The following is a 23,292-nucleotide window of genomic DNA, read 5'->3' as shown; positions in this document are numbered from 1 at the left end:
GTATTAACAATACTTTAAGTAAAGATTATAGTTCCTTAAAGGATTGTTTTTTCAGAATAAAGTGTTTGTAAACTACCGAGTTAATTTGATGATATTTAATACTACTTTTTAATGCCTTTCGTTTCTTTAAAAATTTTGGTAGTTGTGCATAAAAGCTACCGTGTGCTTTAAGAATAGCAATAAAATGTTTTGGTTTTTTTTCAAGTAGAAATTTAAATCCTGCAATCCCATCTAAAATTAAACGAATTAAGATGAAGCCATAAACTTTAGGGCCAGCAACGTTTTTAATTAGGGCAAATAAGGTATTCCTAAAGTTAAAGAATGTTTTCTTAGGATTCATACTGTTTAATGTAGCACCACCAACATGATATACAGTGCTTTGCCCAGTATAAACTATGTAATATCCTGCATTTTTAATGCGCCAGCATAAATCAATTTCTTCTTGGTGAGCAAAAAAGTCTTCATCTAAAGCGCCTACCTCATGAAATGCATCATTTTTAATTGCAAGGCAAGCGCCGCTTGCCCAAAATATTTCTTTAGTGTCATTGTATTGTCCGTGGTCTTTTTCTAAGCTATTAAAAATACGACCTCTACAATAGGGATAACCTAAAGCATCAATATAACCACCAGCTGCACCTGCATATTCAAAGTAAGATTTATCTTTATAATCTAATATCTTTGGTTGTACCGCTGCTACGTTAGGGTTGCTTTTAAAACAAGTTAAAATAGGAGTGAGCCAATGTTCTGTCACTTCTACATCACTATTTAATAGAATAAGGATATCTTCGTTAAGATGTTTTAAAGCATCATTATACCCTTTAGCATAACCGCCATTAACAGCATTCTGTATTATTTTTACTGAAGGGAATAGTGAAGTTATCAATAAGACAGAATCATCTGTCGAGGCATTATCTGCCACATAAACAGTTGCTTCTTTAGAGAAATTAACAACAGATGGTAAGAACTTTTCTAAGAGCGCTCTACCGTTCCAATTTAATATGACAACTGCAATCTTCAAAGGATAAAATGTTTAAGGGCAAAACTACTTTAAAATATGTTATTTCTAAGTTATTACTCGTGTAATTGCAATTTTCTGTAGTTTAGTAACCTCTAAAAGATTCCTTATGAATGTTATAATTATTGAAGATGAAAAACCATCTGCAAGGCGTTTACAACGTATGCTTGCCGAAATTGGAATCTCTGCATTAACAATGCTTCATAGTGTAGAAGAATCAATCGAGTGGTTGAGTATGAATGCACATCCAGATCTTGTGTTTTTAGATATTCAACTAAGTGATGGCTTATCTTTCGAAATTTTTGATGTGGTAAACCTTAAGAGTGCAATAATCTTTACTACGGCTTATGATGAGTATGCGTTAAAAGCATTTAAATTAAATTCTGTGGATTATTTACTTAAACCTATTGATGAAGATGAATTAAAAGTGGCAGTTAAGAAATTTAAGACAACATTTTCTACAGCATCATCGGCATCAATAAACATGTCTGAGATACGACAATTATTAAATGTTGCTGAAACTGCTTCTTATAAAACAAGATTTACGTCTAAAGTTGGTCAACATATTAAGGTATTTAACAGTTCTGCAATTGAGTGTTTTTATTCTGAAAACAAAGGAACCTATCTTTTTAATACTGAAGGAAGAAGTTATTTAGTAGACACAACAATTGATGAACTATCAACCGATTTAGATCCAAAAAAATTCTTTCAAGTTAGTAGAAAGTTTATCGTGAGTTTTAAGGCAATACAAGATATTGTTAGTTATTCTAACTCAAGGTTAAAGGTGAAACTAAAAACATACAATGAGCAAGAAATTATAGTTAGCCGAGAACGTGTAAAAGAATTTAAAGCTTGGTTAGAGTAAGTATATGTCTAAATCTTTAAGAGTCCTTCAAATTATAGATACGTTAAATGCAGGTGGTGCAGAGCGCATGGCAGTACAAATAGCTAATGGTTTAGTTGATAAGACTGGCTTTTCAGGTCTATGCTGCACTCGTGAAGAAGGTGTGTTGAAAGATTCTTTAAGTCATAAAGTAAATTACCTTTTCGCAAAAAAAAATAAGATAATTGATTTTAGTGCATTAAAAACAGTTTTAAGGTTTTGTAAAAAGAATGAAATAACAATACTTCATGCACACTCTACCTCATACATATTTGCAATACAACTAAAAATATTAAAACCATCCCTTAAAATTGTTTGGCACGATCATTTTGGCAATTCTGAATTCTTAGAAGAAAGAAATTCTTTCCTTCCTTCCTTAGTTTCTGTTTTTTACTCAGGAATAATATCTGTGAATAAAAGCCTTGAAGCTTGGGCAAAACATAATCTATACTGTAAGAAAGTAGAATGTATAAATAACTTTTATTCAAAAGATAAATGTAACTCGGCTAATGTAGTAAAATTAAAAGGCTATGATGAGAAAAGAATAGTTGCATTGGCAAATTTAAGGCCACAAAAAGATCATGGATTTTTACTAAGCTCATTTGCTTTAGTAGTGAAAGAATTTCCTGATTGGACTTTACATTTATTAGGTAGCTATAATGAAAGTAGCGACTATTTTAATTCTCTAAAAATCTTAATAACGTCTAGTGGTCTAGAAAATAATGTATTTATTTATGGGTCTGTAATCTGTGTTCAAGAGGTCTTAAAACAAGCTGATATAGGTGTTTTGTCATCTAAAAGTGAAGGACTTCCGCTAGCCCTTATTGAGTATGGAATGGCAGGATTACCTGTTATTACAACAAATGTTGGTCAATGTAAAGATGTTGTTGATCAAGATGGTTTAGTAATTAATCATGGTGATGTTAATAATTTTGCTAAGGCCTTTAAAACTCTTATAAAAGACATTGAATTAAGGAAACAATTAGCAAACACTTATTACATTAAAATAAATAAACATTATACAGCTAATATATCTTTAACTAAAATCTGTGATTTTTACATAACACTCTAAAGTGAAATTTAAACCATTAAAAAAAATAGCATATTTACAGTTAGTAGTATTACATATTGTAATAGCAATAATTGTTACGGTAATACCAGTATTTGCTAAAGTTTACTCAATTTCAGTTTTACTTATATTTTTATTTCTAATTCTAAAATCTAGAAACAAAAATAACGAGGTTTTAGTAGCTGCAGCATATTTTACATCTTGTGAAGTATTCTTGAGAATGACCAATGGTGGTATTGCTTATGAGTTTGGTAAATATGTTGTTATTGGGTTATTACTAATAGGTCTTTTTTATAGAGGAGCATCTTCTCGATCTGGCCCATATTGGTTATATCTTATCCTATTAACACCTGGAATTTTATTTGCAGCAATGTATTTAAATCCAGAAACAAATGTTAGGAATACAGTTTTATTTAATTTAACAGGACCTGTTTGTCTTGGTTTAAGCGCAATTTACTGTTATAGGCGTTCAATTAGTACGCGTAGGTTACAGCATATTATTCTTGCGCTGTTACTACCGGTAATAACTATGACCGTTTACTTATTTTTTAATACTCCAGATATTGGAGATATTTTAGGAAGTACACAATCTAATCATGAAGCTTCTGGAGGTTTCGGTCCTAACCAGGTTGCTACAACTTTAGGAATAGGAATATTTGTACTTCTTACCCGCTTATTTTATATAAAGAATAAGTTCATTAATATTTTAGATCTCATATTGCTAGCATTAGTTACATATAGAGGTTTAGTTACGTTTTCGCGTGGAGGTATAATTACAGGGTTAATTTGTGCTATAGCTTTTGTAGGTATTTATTTTTTAAGAGGAAATATAAAAACTAAAGCGTTTTTAATACCGAGGCTATCTATAATAGCTATTATACTAGCAAGTACCTTTGCTTTTACGGCTATTAAAACTTCTGGGTTAATAACGAATAGATACACAAACAAAGATGCTGCTGGTCGTTTAAAAACTGATATTACCACTGGAAGAGCAGAGCTTATTACTTCGGAACTTGAAGCGTTTTATGATAAACCAATTACTGGTATTGGTATTGGTAAAATTAGAGAGTATCGCTATGAGAAAACTAAAATTCTTGCAGCTACACATAATGAATTTAGTAGATTATTATCTGAACATGGTATTTTAGGTATTGTAATACTTCTTATTTTAGTATTAACTCCGTTACTTTACAGGTTTAAGAATAGGCGTAATAATTACTTTTATGCATTTTTGTTATTTTGGGCATTAACTATTAGTCACTCTTCAATGAGGATTGCAGCACCAGCATTTATTTATGGCCTCTGTTTATTAAATGTAACCTATGAAACATCTCCTTTACGTAGGAAACAAACTTCAGCAGCACGGTTACACACCTAGTGGTGTAGATGTTTATTCTAAAAAATTTGAAGAATTAGGCTTTAAGGTAACTGCAGTTTCTTCAATAAAAAATAAATATCTAAGACTTTTAAAAATGTTTTTTACAATACTTAGATATAGAAATAGTGTTGATTTTATTTTAATAGATACCTACAGTACTCAAAATTTTTATTTTGCTTTTCTATGTGGTCTATTAGCTAAGCTTATAAAGATAAAATACATTCCTATTTTAAGAGGTGGCAACCTACCACAAAGGCTTGTAAAATCTAAAAAACTTTCTAATTTATTATTTAAAAATGCTCACGTAAATATAGCGCCATCAAAATATTTAAAAGACGCTTTTAACGTTCATAATTTTAATAATGTCTTATACATTCCTAATAGTATTTCTTTAAAAGATTATGAGTTCACTCCTAAACCAATTGATATTCCAAAATTACTTTGGGTAAGATCTTTTGTAAAAATTTACAATCCCAAACTTGCTATTAAAATTTTTAGTGCTATTAAAAGTAAATATCCAGAAGCTACACTGTGTATGGTTGGGCCAGAGAAAGATGGTAGTTTACAAAATTGCAAAGCCTATGCAGAGCAGTTAAATTTAAATGTAAAATTTACAGGGCAATTAACAAAGCAAGAATGGAGAGAGCTTTCTAATAATTATAACATCTTTATAAACACTACAAATTTTGATAATACACCAGTAAGTGTAATAGAAGCTATGGCTCTTGGTTTACCCGTAATCTCGACAAATGTTGGAGGATTACCATATTTGATAAATAATGTTGAAGATGGAATATTAGTTCCGGCTAATAATCCCACACATTTTATAGATGCAATTGTTTCCTTAGTTGAAAACCCAACAAAAGCTCAGGAATTATCAATACACGCAAGAGAAAAAGTTTCTAACTATGATTGGCAAATCGTTAAGCTTAATTGGCAAAAACTCTTTACTTAAAATGTTATATTTGAATCCCAACTAAATGAAATGCCTAAACCTACAACTATTCATTTCGAAATATCTGAGCGTAAAGTTTTATTAAGAATATTTGATGTTCTTTTAGTACTTTCTAGTCTTTATTTGGTTAGTGAGTTGTTTGATTTAGAGTATTTTAATATAAGTGAAGAACATTGGGTGTGGTCTATTGTACTGTGTGTTTATTTACTTGTGTTTTCTACTATATTTGAACTCTACAACCTTCAAAAAGCAAGTAATCTTCAAAAAACCGTCAAGAATATATTTGCAGCTGTTTCACTAACAGTATTACTTTATCTTTTTACTCCTTTTTATACACCTAAACTTCCTAGTAACCGATTACAAATTTTAGTGTTTTTCGGTATTATAACATTTACACTCTTTATATGGAGATTGGCTTACATAAAGTTAATTTCTGCACCTAGGTTTTTCAAACGTATTTTAGTGGTAGGCGATTCTTTTGATATAGAGCTAATTGCTGAGGCATTACAAAAAAGTGATCCTAACTATCAAGTAATTGGATATGTGAATACAGATATTAATAATGACGAACAATCAGAATTTAAAAATTTAGTTCAGATAGATGTTAACGTTATAGATGATGCCATAAAGCAATATCATATAAATGAAATTGTAGTAGCAAGTTCTTATACAGAAGGTGTAATGTTGCCGCTATATAATAAGTTAATAACTCTTCTAGAAGATGGTTTCCCTATTAGAGAATATACACAGGTATATGAAGAAGTAACTCATAGAATACCTGTACAGCATATAGATAAAGATTTTTATAAATTTTTCCCTTTTAGTAGAAGTAATCAAAATAAATTCTACTTGTTTTATCATCGCCTTTTTGATGTTCTAGTTTCAGTTTTAGGTATTTTACTATCTACTATATTATTGCCTTTTATCCTCATAGGAAATTTAGTAGCCAATCGAGGCCCTTTATTTTACATACAAGAACGTATAGGGAAAAATGGAAAGCCATTTAAGATAATGAAATTAAGAACTATGGTTGTAGATGCTGAAGTTTCTGGGGCACAATGGGCAAAAAAAAATGATACTAGAACAACTCCATTCGGAAAGTTTTTAAGACGGTCAAGAATAGATGAAATTCCTCAGTTTTATAATATTATATTAGGACACATGAGTATTATTGGTCCTAGACCAGAACGACCAATGTTTGTGAAAGAACTATCATCCATAATCCCTTTTTATGAAACTAGACACGTTGTAAAACCAGGTTTAACAGGTTGGGCCCAAGTAAATACATCTTACGGATCATCTTATGCAGACAGTCTAGAAAAACTGCAGTATGATCTTTATTATATAAAACACAGAAGTGTTTATTTAGATATAAGCATTGTACTTAAAACGTTAAGCACTATAATATTTTATAGAGGACAATAGGTTGTTAATTTAGACTTCGCCACGCCTTCTTGTTATAGCGTATAAGAAAAGGAAAATTAAGACAAAGGCAGATGTTCGTGCTATATAATCACCATATTTTACATAAAATGTCATAGTATCATTTAGGGTAACAGTGCCTTTAATGCTTCCTTGCTTCTCATATCCTAAAGTTTCTAAAACCTCTCCAGTTTCAGAAATAAAACCAGAAATTCCAGTATTAGCACTTCTAGCAATACTTCGTCTAGTTTCTATAGCTCTTAATCTTGCGTAATTAAAATGCTGCTTATGACCTTGAGTATTGCTCCACCATGCATCATTGGTTATAATACTTAAAAACTGAGCTCCGTTTCTTACGTAACCCGTTACAAATTCACCATAAATAGACTCATAGCAAATTATAGGAGCTGTTTTTATATTGTAATTTAAAGTAAAAGCTTCTCTATCTTCTTGTGTCGTTTTCATTGCTACTGTACCGCCTAAATCTAACATAACATCACCAAGTAGCGGTTTTAATAGTCCTTGATACGGAAAATTCTCTACGCCAACTACAAGTTTAGATTTATGATAAAGCTGAATATCTTTACTTGTATTCATCATATAAGCAGAGTTATAATCATCAAACCAACCACCTTTAGGATGACTATTAGATTGTGGTGTTACTCTAGAACTTTCAGTAAAATAATCATACATAGAAATGCCAGAAAGTATGCTTAGTTTATAGTGCTTACTCACCATTGTTTTTCCAAATTGATAAGCTGGTGAATAGTTTATTTTAGAAAGTGGTGTATTGTCTGCAAATACTGTCTCAGGTGCTAAAACTAAAGCCGTACTATCTGTAACTCGCTCTTCTGCTAAAGTAGTAAGGAGTGTTTGTATGTTGCTATCTGTAATGTTATATTTCTCGTTGTAAGGATCTATATTAGGCTGTAAAATAACAACCTCTGCAGTTTTAGTAGATGTTTTGTAAGTTTTTAAAATGATTACAGATACAAGTAATGGTAAACCTATACAAGCCATTAACTTTATCGCACCATTTAAGATAAGTTTAGTCTCTTTATATTTAAGGTAAAGCAACGTTGCTTTAAAGATAATAAAATTTCCTATCCAAACCCATAACGTTCCTCCAAAAGCACCTGTGTACTCATACCATTGAATCCACGATGTATATTCTGCAAATGCATTTCCTAAGTTTAACCAAGGCCAAGAAAATTCCCATTGTAGGTGAAGGTATTCAAATGATATCCAAAGCAGTACGAGAAATAGTGCGCTTTTCTTAAAATCTAATCGTTTGGTTATTTTGTAATAAAATAAAAACACCAAAGCCATTAAAAGTGTGTTTACTAATACAGCAAACCACATACCGAAAGGCGTAGAGTAGTAGAGCCAATACGTGCTTACAATATTCCAAATAAAGAATGATAGGTATGACAAACCTAAAATTAACCAGCCAGATTTTTTTTGAGATGCACTGCGTTCATGAATTACAATGAGTAATGGTACAAAAGCAAAAAATAGTAATTGTGGTATACCGTATGTTGGCCAAGCTAAAGCTAACAAAACTCCAGAGAGTAGAGAAAGTATGAGGTGTCTCATCTATTTAATTTGAAATCCTCTCAAAAATAGCAAAAGGTAATCCCATTACCTAAAGGAATCTAAACTTACCTTTAAAGAAAAAACGTTAGAGTAAAGAGCAGCACTTTGATCACCAATGTCTGTAAAAGCATAATCTACCTGAATACCTCTGTATTTAAATCCAACACCAAAACTTGGCTGAAATCCAATACGTTCATCACCTTGAAACTCACCTTCAAAATCTGGATCATTTGGTGCGCCTTCTAAAGTTTCAATATTTTGAAAATTATTAACGCCACCTCTTAAGTAAACAAGGTTTATATAACCTACTTCAAAACCAAATGCTGGAGAGATGCTAAATGCTGAGGTTGAAATAATATCATTAGTTTCTGCAAAGCGCATATTTAAATCTAATTCTGCTTTTACATCAAAATCGTATCTAATCGTCATGCTTTTTGCAATACCTAATTGTAATTTAGGAAGCGTGATCTCTGTATTTTCAGGAAGTTCTTGGTTTTGGCCTTCTACAGCATTTTGTACAGTAGCATACTCTTCTTCATCTATACTCCAAGCATTAAATGTTGTTGTAATATCACGCGCCATAAAACCAAATTTCCAGTTGTTTCTTTCAAGCTGAATACCTGCATCTAAACCAAAACCCCAAGAATTCGCAAAGTCTCCAATAATACGGCGAATTACTTTAGCATTTACACCATAACTAAAACCAGGTATCTTTAGCTGTCTTGCATAAGAAAACGTAAAAGCGTAATCTGCAGTTGAGAATAAGCTTATCCTATCATAATTTATGTTTCCTTGGTCGTCTATTAATTGTGTGGTGTTTAAAATATCATCAACACCAAAACGTATGACACTAAACCCAATTGCACTTTCATTATCTAAAGGTTTTGCAACCGCCAGGTAATCATAATTAGCAATGTTTGCAAAGTAGCTGGCATGCATTCCAGAAACTTCCCAATCATTAATATTAACTAAGCCAGCTGGATTCCAATAACCAGAATTTACATCATTACTAAGTGCCGTAACAGCATTACCCATACCAAAAGCAGCAGCATCAACACCAATATTTAAAAATTCATTGGAGTATTTACGTGTGGTCTGTGCACTAAGTGTAACAGATACTAAAATTAAAAAGAAAGTAAAACTATGGCGCAATATGATGATTTTAGGCAAATATGCTGAAAAAAATACAATTCTATAACTCTAATTACGAGGCAATATTGCCTTTGGTTGTTATAAGACGAAAATACTTTGCTATTTTTACATTGTAACTATAATTATCCTAAATGACTAAGCAAATACCTAACCTAATTACACTATTAAATTTATTGTGCGGAAGCATTGCAACAATCCTTGCAGTACAAAACCATTTGGTGCTTGCAGCTTTGTTTGTAGCTATAGGTATTTTCTTTGATTTCTTTGACGGTCTTGCAGCAAGACTTCTTAATGCAAAAAGTGAATTAGGTTTACAGTTAGATTCTTTGGCAGATATGGTTACAAGTGGATTAGTTCCAGGCATTGTAATGGTGCAACTATTAAATAACGCTCTGGTATCTAAAGATGGTTTTTATGGAAGTTGGGATGTTGAAAATCATATTTTCGAATACCCGATGTTATCATTTATCGGCTTAGCGATTACGTTAGCGTCTTGTTACAGGTTAGCTAATTTTAATGTAGATGATAGACAGACAGATAGTTTTATAGGATTACCAACTCCTGCCAATGCATTGTTAGTTTTAAGTTTGCCGCTAATATTAGAATACCAACCTGTAGAAATATTTGTTGAGCTATTTACTAATATGTGGTTCTTATTTGCTTTTACAGTTTTAAGCTGCTTTTTATTAAATGCTAATTTAGAATTATTTGCTCTTAAATTTAAGAACTTCAAATTAGATGGAAATAAAACAAGATTTGGATTCTTGCTATTGTGTATATTGCTAATTGTGTTTTTAAAGTTTATAGCTATTCCAATTATTATGTTAAGCTATATTTTAATTTCATTCTTTAAAAAACCATCTCATGCCTAAAAAATCTTTAGTCCTATACGTTGTTATATTTATAGTAGTTTATTTTGGATTTAATTACTTTTTACAACGAGAAGTCTTTGCAGAGAAATGGCCGGCAATTTTAATTACTTCAATAGTCGCTGGATTGTTTTCTGGAGCTGTACTTTACTTTTTGTCTAAGAAGAACCGTAAAAAATAATCATACATTTTGCTATGAGTAATCTGATTTATTTAAATCTTACTCACTTAGATGTCTTAAAAAAAAGAGAATTTTGATAGTAGTAGTATTTATTAAGTAAACAACTTCTTCTTACGTAACTCAAAGTTTTGCCCTAAGTATACTTTACGTACCATTTCATCTTCTGCCAACTCTTCTGGTTCGCCATGTTTCAAGATGCTTCCTTCAAACATAAGATAAGTTCTATCTGTAATGGCTAACGTCTCTTGAACATTATGATCTGTGATAAGAATACCTATGTTTTTGTTTTTAAGCTGCGCTACAATACGCTGTATGTCTTCAACAGCTACAGGATCTACTCCTGCAAAGGGTTCATCTAAAAGTATAAAACTGGGATCTGTAGCTAATGCACGAGCAATTTCTGTTCGCCTACGTTCACCACCACTTAATAAATCGCCTCTGTTTGTCCTAATATGATTTAGACTAAACTCATCTATAAGGCTTTCCATTTTCTCCTCACGTTGCTGCTTATTAAGCTTTGTGAGTTGTAAGACACTCATAATATTATCTTCTATACTTAGCTTTCTAAATACAGAAGCTTCTTGAGCTAGATACCCAATGCCGTGCTGTGCACGTTTATACATTGGGTATTTAGTAATATCTTGTTGGTCTAGATGTATGCTTCCGCCGTTAGGTTTAATTAGGCCAACTATCATATAGAACGAGGTTGTTTTTCCGGCACCATTAGGTCCTAATAAACCAACTATTTCTCCTTGGTTTACTTCAACAGAAATACCTTTTACAACTTTACGGCCTTTGTAGGCTTTCATTAAATTGTCTGCTCTTAATTTCATTGTTGTCTATATTAAATCACTAACTAAACGTAAAGATAGCAATTAGATTATGCTTCAGAGGTTTCTAAAATTTCCCAGTACTCATAAGCTCTTCTTAAGTGAGGAATTACTATTGTACCACCAACTAATGTACCAATACTTAATGTTTCCATTATTTGTGCTTTGGTAACGCCTTGGTTAAAGCTACTTTCTAAATGGTACTTTACACAATCGTCACAACGTAAAACTAAAGATGCTACTAATCCTAATAACTCTTTTGTTTTTACATCTAAAGCACCTTCTGCAAAAGCATTGGTGTCTAGGTTAAAAATTCTCTTAATGACTTTGTTGTCTTCATTAAGGATTTTGTCGTTCATCTTACTACGGTAAGAGTTGAACTCATCAACCATATTTATCATGAGGTCTTTTTTAATTGTTGTTCTTTTTTTCGTTGTTTACGCACAACCCATTTTGCAATTACGATACTTACTTCGTATAAAATAAGTACAGGAATTGCTACAATAACCTGACTGGCTATATCTGGAGGCGTAATAACTGCTGAGATTACCAAGATGATAACTAACGCATACTTTCTATAGGTTTTTAAGAATTCTGGAGTTACCAAACCTATTTTTGTCAAGAAATAAATGACAATTGGCAACTGAAATATTAATCCGCTAGCTAAAACTGAAGCTCTTACTAAACCGGTATAACTACTTAAATCAAAATCATTAAACACCTCTTTACTTACTTGGTAGCTACCAAGAAAGTTTATAGATAATGGAGTGATCACGTAATAACCAAATAGTACTCCTAAAAAGAATAGCATAGATGAGGCCGTTATAAAGCCTCGTGCGTGTCTGCGTTCTGTATGGTGTAATCCTGGCGAAATAAATTTCCAGAATTGATAAATTATGTAAGGAAAGGCTACTATAAATCCTGCGGTAATAGACATCCAAATGTGAGCAGAGAATTGTCCTGCTACCTTTCTACTTTGTATTCTAAATGGTAACTCTTCAAAACAAAAGCTATCATCTAAATGAACAAGTTGTGCTAATTGGCATAAAATATCATAGGTTACAAAATCTGCTTTCTTAGGGCCAAGTAAAACAACATCAAATAAAAATTTATATGAGAGGAACGCCGCAGTAGCACAAATTAAAACAGCAATTACGCACCTAATAAGATGCCATCTTAAATCTTCAAGATGATCTAAGAAAGACATTTCTTTCGCGACTTCTTTAACAGATTTTTTTGCCATTATATAATACCTTCTCTAATAAGATTGTGTAAATGTACAACGCCGCTATATGTACCGTTTTCTTCGGCAAGTAGTTGTGAGATGCCATTGGTTTCCAAAACATCCATAGCATCAACAGCCATAGCATCATTATCTATAGTTTTTGGAGATTCACTCATGATATCCTGAGCAGTGAGCGCTTCAAAATTATCTGTTTTTGCGAGCATACGTCTTAAATCTCCGTCTGTAATAATACCTACAATTTTGTTGTCTTTAGTTACAGCAGTAACACCTAACATTTTTTCAGAAATCTCTACTATTACTTTCTTTATGTCTGTAGTTAAAGATACTTCTGGTTTTTGGTTTGCTTTGGTAATATCACTTACGCGTAAATAAAGTTTTTTGCCCAATGCACCACCAGGATGATATTTGGCAAAGTCTTTACTTGAAAATCCACGTAGGTCTAAAAGACAAACTGCTAAAGCATCACCTATAACCAATTGTGCCGTTGTACTTGTTGTTGGTGCAAGGTTATTAGGGCAAGCTTCTTTTTCGACAAATGCGTTTAAAACATAATCTGCTTGCTGTCCTAAAAATGAATCCTTATTACCTGTAATAGCAATAAGTTTATTATTAAAGTTCTTAATTAATGGTACTAAGACTTTAATTTCTGGTGTATTACCACTTTTTGAAATACAGATAACCACATCATCTTCAAGAATAGTTCCTAAATCACCGTGTATGGCATCTGCAGCGTGCATAAAGATTGCTGGAGTTCCGGTAGAGTTTAAGGTAGCAACAATTTTAGTAGCAATAATAGCACTTTTGCCAATACCTGTAATAATTACACGTCCTTTTGAGTTATAAATACATTCAACAGCATTAGAAAATGAATCATCTAGCAGGCTCTCAAGGTGAGCAACGGCTTTAGCTTCATTTAAAATGGTGTCTTTTGCTACGGAAAGAATTTTATTCTGAAGTGTCAATTTTATGAATTTTTGGACTTGTAAGTCCTTTAGAAATCTGTATATTTAAAATACAAAGGTAATGTAAAAATGTAATTAAGCTTAATGGGATTAACCGAAATCAATTTACACGAGCAGCTTAAAAAGTACTTTGGCTTTAGCCAATTTAAAGGCCTTCAAGAACAGGTCATTAAGAGCATAGTTTCAAACGAAGATACATTTGTAATTATGCCCACTGGTGGCGGAAAATCTTTATGCTATCAATTGCCAGCGTTAATAAAAGACGGTACTGCAATTGTGGTTTCGCCGTTAATTGCATTAATGAAAAACCAGGTAGATGCCTTAAGAAGCATTTCTTCTCAAGAAGGCATTGCTCATGTCCTTAATAGTTCTTTAAATAAAACTGAAATTAATCAAGTAAAATTAGATATCACAAATGGTGTGACCAAGCTATTATATGTTGCGCCAGAATCTTTAACAAAAGATGAGTATGTCGATTTTCTTAAAGAACAAACCATTTCTTTCTTAGCTATAGATGAAGCACATTGTATAAGTGAATGGGGACACGATTTTAGGCCAGAATACAGAAACCTTAAAAAAATTATTAAACGTATTGGAGATGATATTCCAATAATAGGACTTACGGCAACCGCAACTCCTAAAGTGCAGGAAGATATATTAAAGAACCTTAATATGTCTAACGCCAATACATTTAAAGCTTCTTTTAACAGGCCAAATTTGTATTACGAGGTACGCCCAAAGACAAAGGAAGTCTTTTCAGATATTATTAGATTTATAAAAAAGCGAACTGGAAAAAGCGGTATTATTTATTGCTTAAGCAGAAAAAGTGTTGAAGAACTAGCACAGACACTACAAGTAAACGGTATATCTGCAGTGCCATATCACGCTGGCTTAGACGCTAAGACAAGAGCAAAGCATCAAGATATGTTTCTTATGGAAGATGTAGATGTTGTTGTAGCAACCATAGCTTTTGGTATGGGTATAGATAAACCAGATGTAAGGTTTGTAATACATCACGATATTCCTAAGAGTTTAGAAAGCTATTATCAAGAAACTGGTCGTGCCGGTCGTGATGGTGGTGAAGGGCATTGCTTGGCATTTTACGCTTATAAAGATATAGAGAAACTGGAGAAATTTATGAGCGGTAAACCTGTTGCAGAACAGGAAATTGGTCATGCATTATTGCAGGAAGTTGTTGCATACGCAGAAACCTCTATGTCTCGAAGAAAATTTTTACTTCATTATTTTGGTGAGTCTTTTGAAACTGAAACAGGAGATGGTGGTAATATGGATGATAATATCAGGAATCCAAAAACTAAAACTGAAGCCAAAGATGAGGTTACATTATTATTAAAGACTATTAAAGATACTAATGAGCTTTACAAGTCTAAAGAAATTGTAAATACCTTAATCGGAAAATCTAACGCATTAATAAAGTCTCATAAAACAGATGCTCACGAGCTATTTGGAAAAGGAAAAGATAAAGATGCCAGCTTTTGGATGGCGCTATTAAGACAAGTGCTTGTTGCTGGTTATTTAAAGAAGGATATAGAAAGCTATGGTGTTGTAAAGCTTACCAAACGAGGTAAAGACTATTTAAATAATCCGCAGTCGTTTATGATGTCTGAAGATCACGTTTATGATAGTAATGCAGAAGGAGATATTATTGTAGCTACTAAATCTAAATCAACTGGGCCAGATGAAAAGTTAATGAAGATGCTTAAAGATCTTCGTAAGTCTGTAGCTAAACGAAAGGAGTTGCCTCCATTTGTGATTTTCCAAGATCCGTCTTTAGAAGATATGACGGTAAAATACCCTATAACTATTGAAGAGTTAAGTAATATACATGGTGTAGGAGAAGGCAAAGCGAAAAAGTATGGAGCTCAGTTCGTAAAACTAATTTCTGAATATGTAGAGGAGAATGATATTTTCAGGCCAGATGATTTTGTTGTAAAAACAACAGGTTCTAACAGTAGTTTAAAACTCTACATCATTCAAAACATAGACAGGAAATTACCATTAGAAACCATTGCAGGTTCTAAAGGTATGACCACTCAAGAATTTATTGGTGAGCTTGAGGCTATTGTTTATAGCGGAACAAAATTAGACATCTCATACATTGTAAATGATTTGTTAGATGAAGACCAACAAGAGGAAATACACGATTACTTTTTAGAAGACGCAGAGACCGATAAGATTGAAGATGCTTTAGAAGAATTTGATGGTGATTATGATGAAGAAGAACTTAGGCTTTACCGAATAAAATTTATTAGTGAGGTAGCCAACTAAAACACTTCAACTATAACCTTTAGGAGGTAAAAATTAAGTAGTGTAACAAACAACCGCTATAAACTACTTATATAGAAAACCATAACCTATGAAATCATATTGGAAGAAAGGCCGAAAACAAAAGCTAATAATTGTTTTTGGAAGCGTGTTACTACTATTACTTTTGTTCTTCCTAAGAGATGATTATCAACCCATTTTATTATTTATAAGGAAATATATATTCCTCATTCTTCTTGGAGGTATATTCTTAGCATTTGCATTTAGAGCTTTTAGGCATTCAGAAACATTTTTTAAACGCATTGCATATTTGGCGCTAATTGCAGGAGTTTTTTTTGCGGGATGGTATGTTGGTTGGAAATTGGAGCTATACGAATATATGCAAACCTACAATGTCTATAACAATCTAGATAAAGTTGAAATAGATGAATTGCCATTAACAACAAATGAGCGTATACAGCCTTATAATAATATACTTACAATGGCCTACGAGAGTATTTCTGAAACCCAAGAAGTGTCTCTGCCACAATTGGTTAGGGTAGATAATGAAAACAAGTGGACAATGGCTGTGCAACCGGCACAAGAATACACGTGGCAACGTGTAAATGATAATACCGAAGAGGTATTTTCTGTTGAAAGTACTTCTCCTTTTCCAAGGTTTTCAAATGAAAATAGAATTCCTGTAACTTTTTCAATAGGAGAATCTCTAGCTTTTAGCCGAAATACATATAATGCCGTAGTACAACGATTCAATATCTTTCAACTTTTTAATTTAGAGCCAAGTGAAGTTTTTTACATGAAAAATGACACAGGTGCTTGGGTGCAAGTTGTTAGTCTTATAAAATGGAAAGGCTTCTTTTTTCCTTATCCTACTTTTGGAGGAGTTATGATTATAGATTCTGGAGAGCATAACTTTAATGATTATGTAGAGCGAATGACAATAGGAAAAGGCTTATATGTTAGCCCAGACCAAATGGACAACTATCCTTTTTTAAGAAAGCAAAATACATTAGCAGAGCAAATTTCAAAGTTGCAAGCAGAATCACTAAAATTCTTAGCAGGTTTTTCTGATCCATTACCCTGGAATATGGAAACAGCTGTTAAAATTCCAGATCTTAAGGATGATGAGAATACTCAACCTTACGTAACAGATTTTATATTTGATGATGTAGATAATACCGCATTTAATGGTCTATACCATTGGTTTGGGTTGGAGCCAATAGGTGAGGAGCGTACAAGTTTAGCTTTTAGTGTGTTTGTACCTGCAGATGGTACTCAAAAATTATATTATTATAATCATGCGGCAAAAAAAGAAGGTTTAGCAGGTGTGTCTGCAATGCCTTTAAAAGTCATTGAATCTAAAAAAGAATACGATTGGGATAATAATAGACCAGTTGAATTTAGACCATACATTAAGCATATAGGAGAACGTAAGCGCATGTTTGTACTAGGTACAGTTACAGCAAAACGGAAAGACAGCAAGAAGTTTGATGGCTCTGCAACACCAGATTTAGCTTTGGTAGATGTTCAATATAGAGATGTAATCTGGATAGATGCTAAACATCCTTCATCTTGGGAAAAAACTATTTACAACCAAATGGCTGAGGTTTGGTCTACAGCAGAAGGTTTAAACCTTAAGTCAGAAAACACCCTGGAAGTTAAAGCAACAGATACAATTACTAATACTAAAGCTATTAAAGAAGCTTTACAGGCTATAGCTAGAGACAGTATAAATTAAAATCTATTTTTTTATAGCAGAAACTTCGTCTTCTGTAACCATTGTTTCTTGAGTATTGCCCCAAGAATTCATAACGTAATTCATAACATCTGCAACTTCATCATCAGATAAGCCAAGTGGTGTCATAACATTGTTATACGTTTTGCCATTAACTTGTATTTCACCGTTTAGTCCATATTTTACAGAATGTATGCTTTCCTTGCGTTTTTCTTCTAACCAATTAGAGCCTGCTAGTGGAGGATAGGTAGTGCCAACACCTTTACCGTTAGGCATATGGCAACGCTTACAAAAATCTATATATACAGCTTCACCTCTTTTTATACTTTGCTCCAATGGTGATTCTTGAGAAAATGTTTTTTCAGATTCTGGTATTAATGAAGTCTCAGTCTTTTGAGTTTCATTTTTACAGGAAAGCAGTGAGAATACTGTTACACAGATTAAAATACTATATTTCATTATTGTTGTTTTGTTACTAATTTTAATATTCCTTTACTTTCTACACCTATATATATAAAACCATCAGGTCCTTCTTCTACACTTCTAACACGACCAATGTCCTTAAGTAAGCGTTCTCTCTTGGTTACATTTTCACCATCTAATATATTATGTTCTAGATATTGAAATTTAAGTGATCCAGAAAGTAAGTTTCCTTTTAGATTAGGGTATTTATCTGAAGTTACAAAAGACATACCGCTAGGTGCTATTGAAGGAACCCAATAAAAAACAGGTTGCTCCATTCCTGGTTTGCTTGTATCTTTTGTGATTGTTGTTCCAGAGTAATTTTTACCGTAAGTAATAGATGGCCAACCGTAGTTTAACCCTTTTTTAGGAATATTAATTTCATCGCCACCTTTAGGACCATGTTCATGTAACCAAATTGTATTTGTTTCTGGGTTTATCTCCATACCTTGAGGATTTCTATGTCCGTAAGACCATATGGCTTCTTTTGCATTTTCTTTACCAACAAAAGGGTTGTCTTTAGGTACAGAACCATCTATATGTAGTCTATATAACTTTCCGCCGTCTCTTGTAATATCTTGTGGATTTTCATCTCTATTACCACGTTCTCCAATTGTAAAGAAAATAAAACCTTGATCATCAATCACAATTCTACTTCCAAAGTGCTGACCTCTAGTTGTATTAGGAGTAGCCTTATATAATGTTTTAATATTTTCTAAAGTATTATTTTTTAACTCAGCTCTAATTAATGCAGTATTTCCACCTTTGCCTTCACCTTCCTCAGAAGCATATGTAATAAAAATAAAATTGTTGTTTTTAAAATCAGGATGTACTTTAATATCTAACAATCCGCCTTGACCTCTATTATAAACCGCAGGGACATTTTTAATAGCTGTCTTTTTACCATTTACAATATGGTATAGAGTTCCACTTTTTTCAGTAACCAACATACTTTCATCTGGAAGAAAATCAATGCCCCAAGGAATATCTATTCCGTCTACCACTAATTCTGTTGTATAAGAGTTATTATCAACTAAATCTAATGTTTCTTGTGGTATAGTTTGTTTGTTTGTGGTTGTCGTTTGTGCCGTATCTTCAGAAGATTTCTCTTCATTTTTACAACTACCAAAATTGGATAAAATTAAAACAGAAAGTAAAAGTTTAAATAGCTTCATAGGTAAGTATGCTTTAGACTTGAAAATTAATAAAACTAATTAATAAGTTTCTAAAACTTAGGTTAAGACTTCATATAAACTATAAGACTTACATAACCAAGACGATTAAATTTATGGGTTTTATAACATCTCAAATTTGTATTTGTTGAAGTTTTAAAGCATATTACAGCAACAAAATATATTACTATGACAACCTTAAGCGCAGGAGATAAAGCTCCAGATTTTAAAGCTGTAGATCAAGACGGCAACACACATACATTACAAGATTATAAAGGCAAAAAATTAGTGGTATTCTTTTACCCTAAAGCAAGCACACCAGGCTGTACTGCAGAAGCCTGCAACTTAAGAGATAATTGGACAACATTTCAATCTCAAAATTATGCAATATTAGGTGTTAGTGCAGATTCACAAAAAAGACAAAGTAATTTTAAAACTAAACACGAATTACCGTTTCCTTTATTAGCAGATGAAGATAAATCTGTAATAAATGCATTTGGTGTTTGGGGTCCAAAGAAGTTTATGGGTAAAGAGTATGAAGGTATACACCGCACAACATTTGTTATAGATGAAGAAGGTGTGATCTCAGAAGTAATACAGAAAGTGAAAACCAAAGCTCACGCAGAGCAAATTTTATAATCATGGCAATATTTGGTAGTTTAATTAAGAGTGCAATTGAGTTTAGAGAAAAATTTACTTCAGAGTCTCAACCAATACTGGAGCAAGAGAAAGTTTTAGAAGAGCTACTTAAAAAAGCAAAGGATACGCTTTTTGGTAAATATTATTTTTTTGATAATATTTTGCAGTGTGATAATATTCAGAAAACATTTGCAGAAAAAGTGCCTTTTTTTGATTACCACCAAATGAATGACCAATGGTGGTCGCGATTACACGAAGGCCAAACCGATGTGTCTTGGCCTGGAAAGCCATCTTACTTTGCGTTAAGCTCTGGAACTACAGGAAAAACCAGCAAACGTATTCCTGTAACAGATGATATGATTGAAGCTATTAGGTTAGCAGGAATTAAACAAGTTGGTGCATTAAGTAATTTTGATCTTCCTTCAGATTTTTTTGAAACAGAGTTTATGATGCTAGGAAGCTCTACAAACCTTGTGGAAAAGGACGATCATTTAGAAGGTGAAATTAGTGGAATTAGCGCAAGTAGAATTCCGTTCTGGTTTAAAGGATATTATAAACCAGGAGAAGATATTGCAAAAATAGACGATTGGGATGAGCGCGTACAACATATAGCAGAAAATGCTAAAAACTGGGATATAGGTGCCTTAAGTGGTATTCCATCTTGGCTTGAATTAATGTTGAAAAAAGTTATCGAACATCATAATCTAGATAATATTCATGATATCTGGCCAAACTTACAAGTGTATACTTCTGGCGGTGTAGCTTTTCAACCCTATGAAAAAAGTTTTAACGCATTATTAGCGCGTCCCATTACAGTAATAGATACTTATTTGGCTTCAGAAGGTTTTATCGCTTTTCAAAATAGACCAGAAACTACAGCCATGAAACTCATAACAGATAATGGTATTTATTTTGAATTTGTACCATTTAAACCAGAGTATATTCTTAAGGATGGTAGTATTTCTCAAGACGCAGAAGTTCTCAATTTATCCCAAGTTAAAACAGATGAAGATTACATTTTAATTATGAGTACAGTTTCTGGAGCTTGGAGATATTTAATAGGAGATACCATTGCTTTTACAGATGTTGAGAGAGCAGAGATTAAAATAACTGGTCGTACAAAGTTCTTCTTAAATGTTGTGGGATCACAGCTTTCAGTTAATAAAATGAATGCTGCTGTTAAAGACCTTGAAGAAACTTTTGATATAGAAATACCAGAATACACCATATCTGCAAAACGATTTGATGGCGAATTTTACCATAGTTGGTATTTAGGGACCAATGCTACAATAGATAATACGAAACTTGCTGAAGCTTTAGATGAATCATTGCAAAACGCAAATAAGAATTATAAAGTTGCAAGAGGTAAATCTTTAAAAGGCGTAAAAGTTACTTCCGTATCTCCAGATGTTTTTTATGAATGGAGTGGAGCCAACAAAAAGAAAGGTGGCCAAGTAAAAATGGAAAAAGTGATGGGTGAGGAGAAATTTAAAGATTGGGAGGCATTTGTTGAAGAGAATAAATAAGTGACTTTGTTTTAGTAACTTATTTGATCTTTAATCGTTCGTGTGTAACGAGGAAAGATTATTAATCATATACGCATGTTGTAGACGTTTATACTGAAGGAGAATTTACTAGATTTATAAATATAAAAAATGCGTTAACTAAAATTGCTAACGCATTTTCTTTAAAAATTTGCATAATGAAGATTATGGCATTTATGCAGGTACACTTAATTTTACTTCGACTTTATGGTCATTAAATTTAACTTCAACCTTACTATCATCAGTTTTAACTTCAAATTGATTTGAAGTATTTTTTTCACCTCCAGCCTTTAGTGCATTATCGCCAGAAAAGAATGTTTTATGGTCGTCTCCTAAATTTGAACCTGCCATTCTTTGATGTTTTACGCAAGATACACCTTTGCGAATTTCTTGTCTTTGTACCTCTTTTACATAAGACAACATACCAGACTCTCCAAAATAACCTTTGGTAAGATCATTCATGTGTAATGCGGTTGTATGATATGTAGGCAATGTGATTAAGTGATGGAAAATTCCGGCGTCTCTTGCACTATCTGTTTGAAATGTTCTAATTTTCTCATCTGCGCGATAGCATAGTTCTGAATTATCATATTGAGCATCCATTAAATTATTTCTATCATAAGCTGTCATGTTTTCACCTTCCAAAAGCATTTCTTCAAATACTTGATTACGGAAATTTAATGTCCAATTAAAAGAAGGTGAGTTATTGTAAACCAATTTTGCATTAGGCATAACGTCTTTAATTCTGTTTACCATGTGTGCAATTTGCTTAACATTAGGCGTAGGTGTTTCAATCCATAACAAATCTGCTCCGTTTTGAAGATTTGTAATACAATCTAACACAACTCTATCTATATTTGAGCCGTTTTTAAATTTGTATAAACCATTTGCTAATCGCACAGGGCGAACTAATTTACCATCTCTTTTAAGCAGCACATCATCTTCTTTAGCATCATTAATCGCTATTTCTTCAGTTTCTACAAAGGCTAAATATTTAGATGCTAAATCACCAGGTTCTTGGCTAACTGGCAGTTTTTGGGTAAGGCCAGCACCTTCAGAATCTGTTCTTGCCACAATGATCCCTTCGTCGACTCCTAATTCTAAAAAAGCATACCTAATAGCATTTAATTTAGCTATAAAATCTTCATGTGGTACTGTAACCTTTCCATCTTGGTGTCCACATTGTTTTGCATCAGAAACTTGATTTTCAATTTGGATAGCGCAAGCTCCAGCTTCTATCATTTTTTTAGACAGTAAATAGGTTGCTTCTTCATTACCAAAGCCTGCATCTATATCTGCAATGATTGGGACAATATGTGTTTCAAAATTGTCTATTTGATCCTGAACATCCTCACCGTTTTCAAGTCTGTTAAACAAATCATTCAATTCTATTGCATCTGCTTGTCTTAAAAAGTCATAAATTTCTTTTATTAATGCCGGAACAGCAGTTTTTTCATGCATAGATTGATCTGGTAATGGTCCAAATTCTGAACGTAATGCAGCAACCATCCATCCAGAAAGGTACAAGTATTTTTTATTGGTGGTCTTATGATGTTTTTTAACTGCTATCATTTTTTGCTGAGCAACAAAACCGTGCCAACAACCAAGGGATTGTGTGTATTGAGATGAATCTGCATCATACTCGGCCATATCTTTTCTCATTATTGCAGCCGTATAATTTGCAATATCTAAACCTGTTTTAAAACGATTTTGAGTCACCATTCTAGCAGCACTTTCTGGATCAATTGCATTCCAAGTATCTCCATACTTTTCTTTAAGGTTTCTTACAGCTTGCAGTGCAGAACTATAATTAGCTTGTGATAAATTTTTCATAATTTTGTGATATGTTATTTAGTATTAATAATTAGGTCCTGTTGATTGTTGCCGCAATCGCAG

The 23,292-nt window shown here is 32.7% G+C and carries 21 protein-coding genes; 11 read left to right on the top strand and 10 right to left on the bottom strand.

Annotation, left to right across the window (positions count from 1 at the left end; all coding sequences use genetic code 11):
* Window positions 1-25: 25 nt before the first annotated feature.
* The gene (locus CA2559_RS12245; protein WP_013188222.1) at window positions 26-1,018 is read right to left on the bottom strand and encodes a glycosyltransferase family 2 protein; all 993 of its coding nucleotides are present in this window, start codon (window positions 1,016-1,018) and stop codon (window positions 26-28) included.
* A gap of 106 nt (window positions 1,019-1,124) precedes the next feature.
* On the opposite strand from CA2559_RS12245, the gene CA2559_RS12240 reads away from it, so the two are divergent.
* The 5 genes from CA2559_RS12240 to CA2559_RS12220 are packed head-to-tail and all read left to right on the top strand — an operon-like array spanning window position 1,125 to window position 6,725.
* Window positions 1,125-1,880 (top strand): LytR/AlgR family response regulator transcription factor, encoded by a 756-nt coding sequence (locus tag CA2559_RS12240; protein ID WP_013188221.1) that lies wholly within the window; start codon window positions 1,125-1,127, stop codon window positions 1,878-1,880.
* Window positions 1,881-1,884: 4 nt separating this feature from the next.
* The gene (locus tag CA2559_RS12235; RefSeq protein WP_013188220.1) at window positions 1,885-2,970 is read left to right on the top strand and encodes a glycosyltransferase; all 1,086 of its coding nucleotides are present in this window, start codon (window positions 1,885-1,887) and stop codon (window positions 2,968-2,970) included.
* Window position 2,971: 1 nt separating this feature from the next.
* Entirely contained in the window at window positions 2,972-4,345 is a 1,374-nt protein-coding gene (locus tag CA2559_RS12230; RefSeq protein WP_013188219.1) for an O-antigen ligase family protein, read from the top strand.
* Window positions 4,290-5,300 carry a glycosyltransferase family 4 protein gene (locus CA2559_RS12225; RefSeq protein WP_013188218.1) on the top strand — a complete coding sequence of 337 codons (1,011 nt, stop codon included), beginning with the start codon at window positions 4,290-4,292 and terminating at the stop codon, window positions 5,298-5,300. Before CA2559_RS12230 ends, CA2559_RS12225 begins: the two co-directional genes overlap by 56 nt.
* 30 nt (window positions 5,301-5,330) lie before the next feature.
* Window positions 5,331-6,725 (top strand): sugar transferase, encoded by a 1,395-nt coding sequence (locus CA2559_RS12220; protein WP_013188217.1) that lies wholly within the window; start codon window positions 5,331-5,333, stop codon window positions 6,723-6,725.
* 9 nt (window positions 6,726-6,734) lie between these two features.
* Here the strand turns inward: CA2559_RS12220 and lnt are convergent, their stop codons facing one another.
* Both lnt and CA2559_RS12210 read right to left on the bottom strand, forming a co-directional pair.
* Window positions 6,735-8,318: an apolipoprotein N-acyltransferase gene (gene lnt / locus CA2559_RS12215; RefSeq protein WP_013188216.1), complete on the bottom strand. Its 1,584-nt coding sequence runs from the start codon at window positions 8,316-8,318 to the stop codon at window positions 6,735-6,737.
* Window positions 8,319-8,363: 45 nt separating this feature from the next.
* A complete protein-coding gene (locus CA2559_RS12210) occupies window positions 8,364-9,470 on the bottom strand; it encodes a putative type IX sorting system protein PorV2 (RefSeq protein ID WP_013188215.1) in 1,107 nt (368 codons plus the stop codon).
* Window positions 9,471-9,601: 131 nt separating this feature from the next.
* Between CA2559_RS12210 and CA2559_RS12205 the strand changes: the two genes are divergently transcribed.
* Together CA2559_RS12205 and CA2559_RS12200 are read left to right on the top strand one after the other, a co-directional pair.
* Complete coding sequence (locus CA2559_RS12205) at window positions 9,602-10,342, top strand: CDP-alcohol phosphatidyltransferase family protein (protein WP_013188214.1); 741 nt, start codon at window positions 9,602-9,604, stop codon at window positions 10,340-10,342.
* The gene (locus CA2559_RS12200; RefSeq protein ID WP_013188213.1) at window positions 10,335-10,520 is read left to right on the top strand and encodes a hypothetical protein; all 186 of its coding nucleotides are present in this window, start codon (window positions 10,335-10,337) and stop codon (window positions 10,518-10,520) included. Before CA2559_RS12205 ends, CA2559_RS12200 begins: the two co-directional genes overlap by 8 nt.
* Before the next feature lie 92 nt (window positions 10,521-10,612).
* Here the strand turns inward: CA2559_RS12200 and lptB are convergent, their stop codons facing one another.
* The 4 genes from lptB to CA2559_RS12180 are packed head-to-tail and all read right to left on the bottom strand — an operon-like array spanning window position 10,613 to window position 13,558.
* Complete coding sequence (gene lptB, locus CA2559_RS12195; RefSeq protein WP_013188212.1) at window positions 10,613-11,353, bottom strand: LPS export ABC transporter ATP-binding protein; 741 nt, start codon at window positions 11,351-11,353, stop codon at window positions 10,613-10,615.
* Between the two features lie 47 nt (window positions 11,354-11,400).
* Window positions 11,401-11,751, bottom strand: coding sequence for a carboxymuconolactone decarboxylase family protein (locus CA2559_RS12190; protein ID WP_013188211.1), 351 nt, complete (start codon window positions 11,749-11,751; stop codon window positions 11,401-11,403).
* Window positions 11,748-12,593: a twin-arginine translocase subunit TatC gene (gene tatC, locus CA2559_RS12185; protein ID WP_013188210.1), complete on the bottom strand. Its 846-nt coding sequence runs from the start codon at window positions 12,591-12,593 to the stop codon at window positions 11,748-11,750. Before tatC ends, CA2559_RS12190 begins: the two co-directional genes overlap by 4 nt.
* Entirely contained in the window at window positions 12,593-13,558 is a 966-nt protein-coding gene (locus CA2559_RS12180) for a KpsF/GutQ family sugar-phosphate isomerase (protein WP_013188209.1), read from the bottom strand. Before CA2559_RS12180 ends, tatC begins: the two co-directional genes overlap by 1 nt.
* An 84-nt stretch (window positions 13,559-13,642) precedes the next feature.
* Here CA2559_RS12180 and recQ point away from each other — a divergent pair, with 84 nt between their 5' ends.
* Together recQ and CA2559_RS12170 are read left to right on the top strand one after the other, a co-directional pair.
* Window positions 13,643-15,847: a DNA helicase RecQ gene (recQ, locus tag CA2559_RS12175; RefSeq protein ID WP_013188208.1), complete on the top strand. Its 2,205-nt coding sequence runs from the start codon at window positions 13,643-13,645 to the stop codon at window positions 15,845-15,847.
* A gap of 88 nt (window positions 15,848-15,935) precedes the next feature.
* Window positions 15,936-17,582, top strand: a complete 1,647-nt coding sequence (locus tag CA2559_RS12170; RefSeq protein WP_013188207.1) for a TIGR04086 family membrane protein — start codon at window positions 15,936-15,938, stop codon at window positions 17,580-17,582.
* Between the two features lie 3 nt (window positions 17,583-17,585).
* Here the strand turns inward: CA2559_RS12170 and CA2559_RS12165 are convergent, their stop codons facing one another.
* Window positions 17,586-18,038, bottom strand: coding sequence for a c-type cytochrome (locus CA2559_RS12165; RefSeq protein ID WP_013188206.1), 453 nt, complete (start codon window positions 18,036-18,038; stop codon window positions 17,586-17,588).
* Window positions 18,038-19,216: a PQQ-dependent sugar dehydrogenase gene (locus CA2559_RS12160; RefSeq protein WP_013188205.1), complete on the bottom strand. Its 1,179-nt coding sequence runs from the start codon at window positions 19,214-19,216 to the stop codon at window positions 18,038-18,040. Before CA2559_RS12160 ends, CA2559_RS12165 begins: the two co-directional genes overlap by 1 nt.
* A gap of 186 nt (window positions 19,217-19,402) precedes the next feature.
* On the opposite strand from CA2559_RS12160, the gene bcp reads away from it, so the two are divergent.
* Together bcp and CA2559_RS12150 are read left to right on the top strand one after the other, a co-directional pair.
* Window positions 19,403-19,852 (top strand): thioredoxin-dependent thiol peroxidase, encoded by a 450-nt coding sequence (bcp, locus tag CA2559_RS12155; RefSeq protein WP_013188204.1) that lies wholly within the window; start codon window positions 19,403-19,405, stop codon window positions 19,850-19,852.
* Between the two features lie 2 nt (window positions 19,853-19,854).
* Window positions 19,855-21,378, top strand: a complete 1,524-nt coding sequence (locus CA2559_RS12150) for a GH3 family domain-containing protein (RefSeq protein WP_013188203.1) — start codon at window positions 19,855-19,857, stop codon at window positions 21,376-21,378.
* Between the two features lie 192 nt (window positions 21,379-21,570).
* Here CA2559_RS12150 and CA2559_RS12145 read toward each other — a convergent pair whose 3' ends face one another.
* Complete coding sequence (locus CA2559_RS12145) at window positions 21,571-23,229, bottom strand: isocitrate lyase (protein WP_013188202.1); 1,659 nt, start codon at window positions 23,227-23,229, stop codon at window positions 21,571-21,573.
* Between the last annotated feature and the right edge of the window lie 63 nt (window positions 23,230-23,292).

Source organism: Croceibacter atlanticus HTCC2559 (assembly GCF_000196315.1).
In the GTDB taxonomy this organism is placed as follows: Bacteria; Bacteroidota; Bacteroidia; order Flavobacteriales; family Flavobacteriaceae; genus Croceibacter; species Croceibacter atlanticus.
The sequence above is the reverse complement of the archived record's forward strand: the minus strand, read 5'-3'. Positions and strand labels throughout refer to the sequence as shown.

Coding starts and splice junctions, on each gene's coding strand:
- CA2559_RS12240 (WP_013188221.1), top strand. CDS start 1,125: ATGAATGTTATAATTATTGAAGATGAAAAACCATCTGCAAGGCGTTTA.
- CA2559_RS12235 (WP_013188220.1), top strand. CDS start 1,885: ATGTCTAAATCTTTAAGAGTCCTTCAAATTATAGATACGTTAAATGCA.
- CA2559_RS12225 (WP_013188218.1), top strand. CDS start 4,290: ATGAAACATCTCCTTTACGTAGGAAACAAACTTCAGCAGCACGGTTAC.
- CA2559_RS12220 (WP_013188217.1), top strand. CDS start 5,331: ATGCCTAAACCTACAACTATTCATTTCGAAATATCTGAGCGTAAAGTT.
- lnt (WP_013188216.1), bottom strand. CDS start 8,318: ATGAGACACCTCATACTTTCTCTACTCTCTGGAGTTTTGTTAGCTTTA.
- CA2559_RS12205 (WP_013188214.1), top strand. CDS start 9,602: ATGACTAAGCAAATACCTAACCTAATTACACTATTAAATTTATTGTGC.
- CA2559_RS12200 (WP_013188213.1), top strand. CDS start 10,335: ATGCCTAAAAAATCTTTAGTCCTATACGTTGTTATATTTATAGTAGTT.
- lptB (WP_013188212.1), bottom strand. CDS start 11,353: ATGAAATTAAGAGCAGACAATTTAATGAAAGCCTACAAAGGCCGTAAA.
- CA2559_RS12190 (WP_013188211.1), bottom strand. CDS start 11,751: ATGATAAATATGGTTGATGAGTTCAACTCTTACCGTAGTAAGATGAAC.
- tatC (WP_013188210.1), bottom strand. CDS start 12,593: ATGGCAAAAAAATCTGTTAAAGAAGTCGCGAAAGAAATGTCTTTCTTA.
- recQ (WP_013188208.1), top strand. CDS start 13,643: ATGGGATTAACCGAAATCAATTTACACGAGCAGCTTAAAAAGTACTTT.
- CA2559_RS12170 (WP_013188207.1), top strand. CDS start 15,936: ATGAAATCATATTGGAAGAAAGGCCGAAAACAAAAGCTAATAATTGTT.
- CA2559_RS12165 (WP_013188206.1), bottom strand. CDS start 18,038: ATGAAATATAGTATTTTAATCTGTGTAACAGTATTCTCACTGCTTTCC.
- CA2559_RS12160 (WP_013188205.1), bottom strand. CDS start 19,216: ATGAAGCTATTTAAACTTTTACTTTCTGTTTTAATTTTATCCAATTTT.
- bcp (WP_013188204.1), top strand. CDS start 19,403: ATGACAACCTTAAGCGCAGGAGATAAAGCTCCAGATTTTAAAGCTGTA.
- CA2559_RS12150 (WP_013188203.1), top strand. CDS start 19,855: ATGGCAATATTTGGTAGTTTAATTAAGAGTGCAATTGAGTTTAGAGAA.
- CA2559_RS12145 (WP_013188202.1), bottom strand. CDS start 23,229: ATGAAAAATTTATCACAAGCTAATTATAGTTCTGCACTGCAAGCTGTA.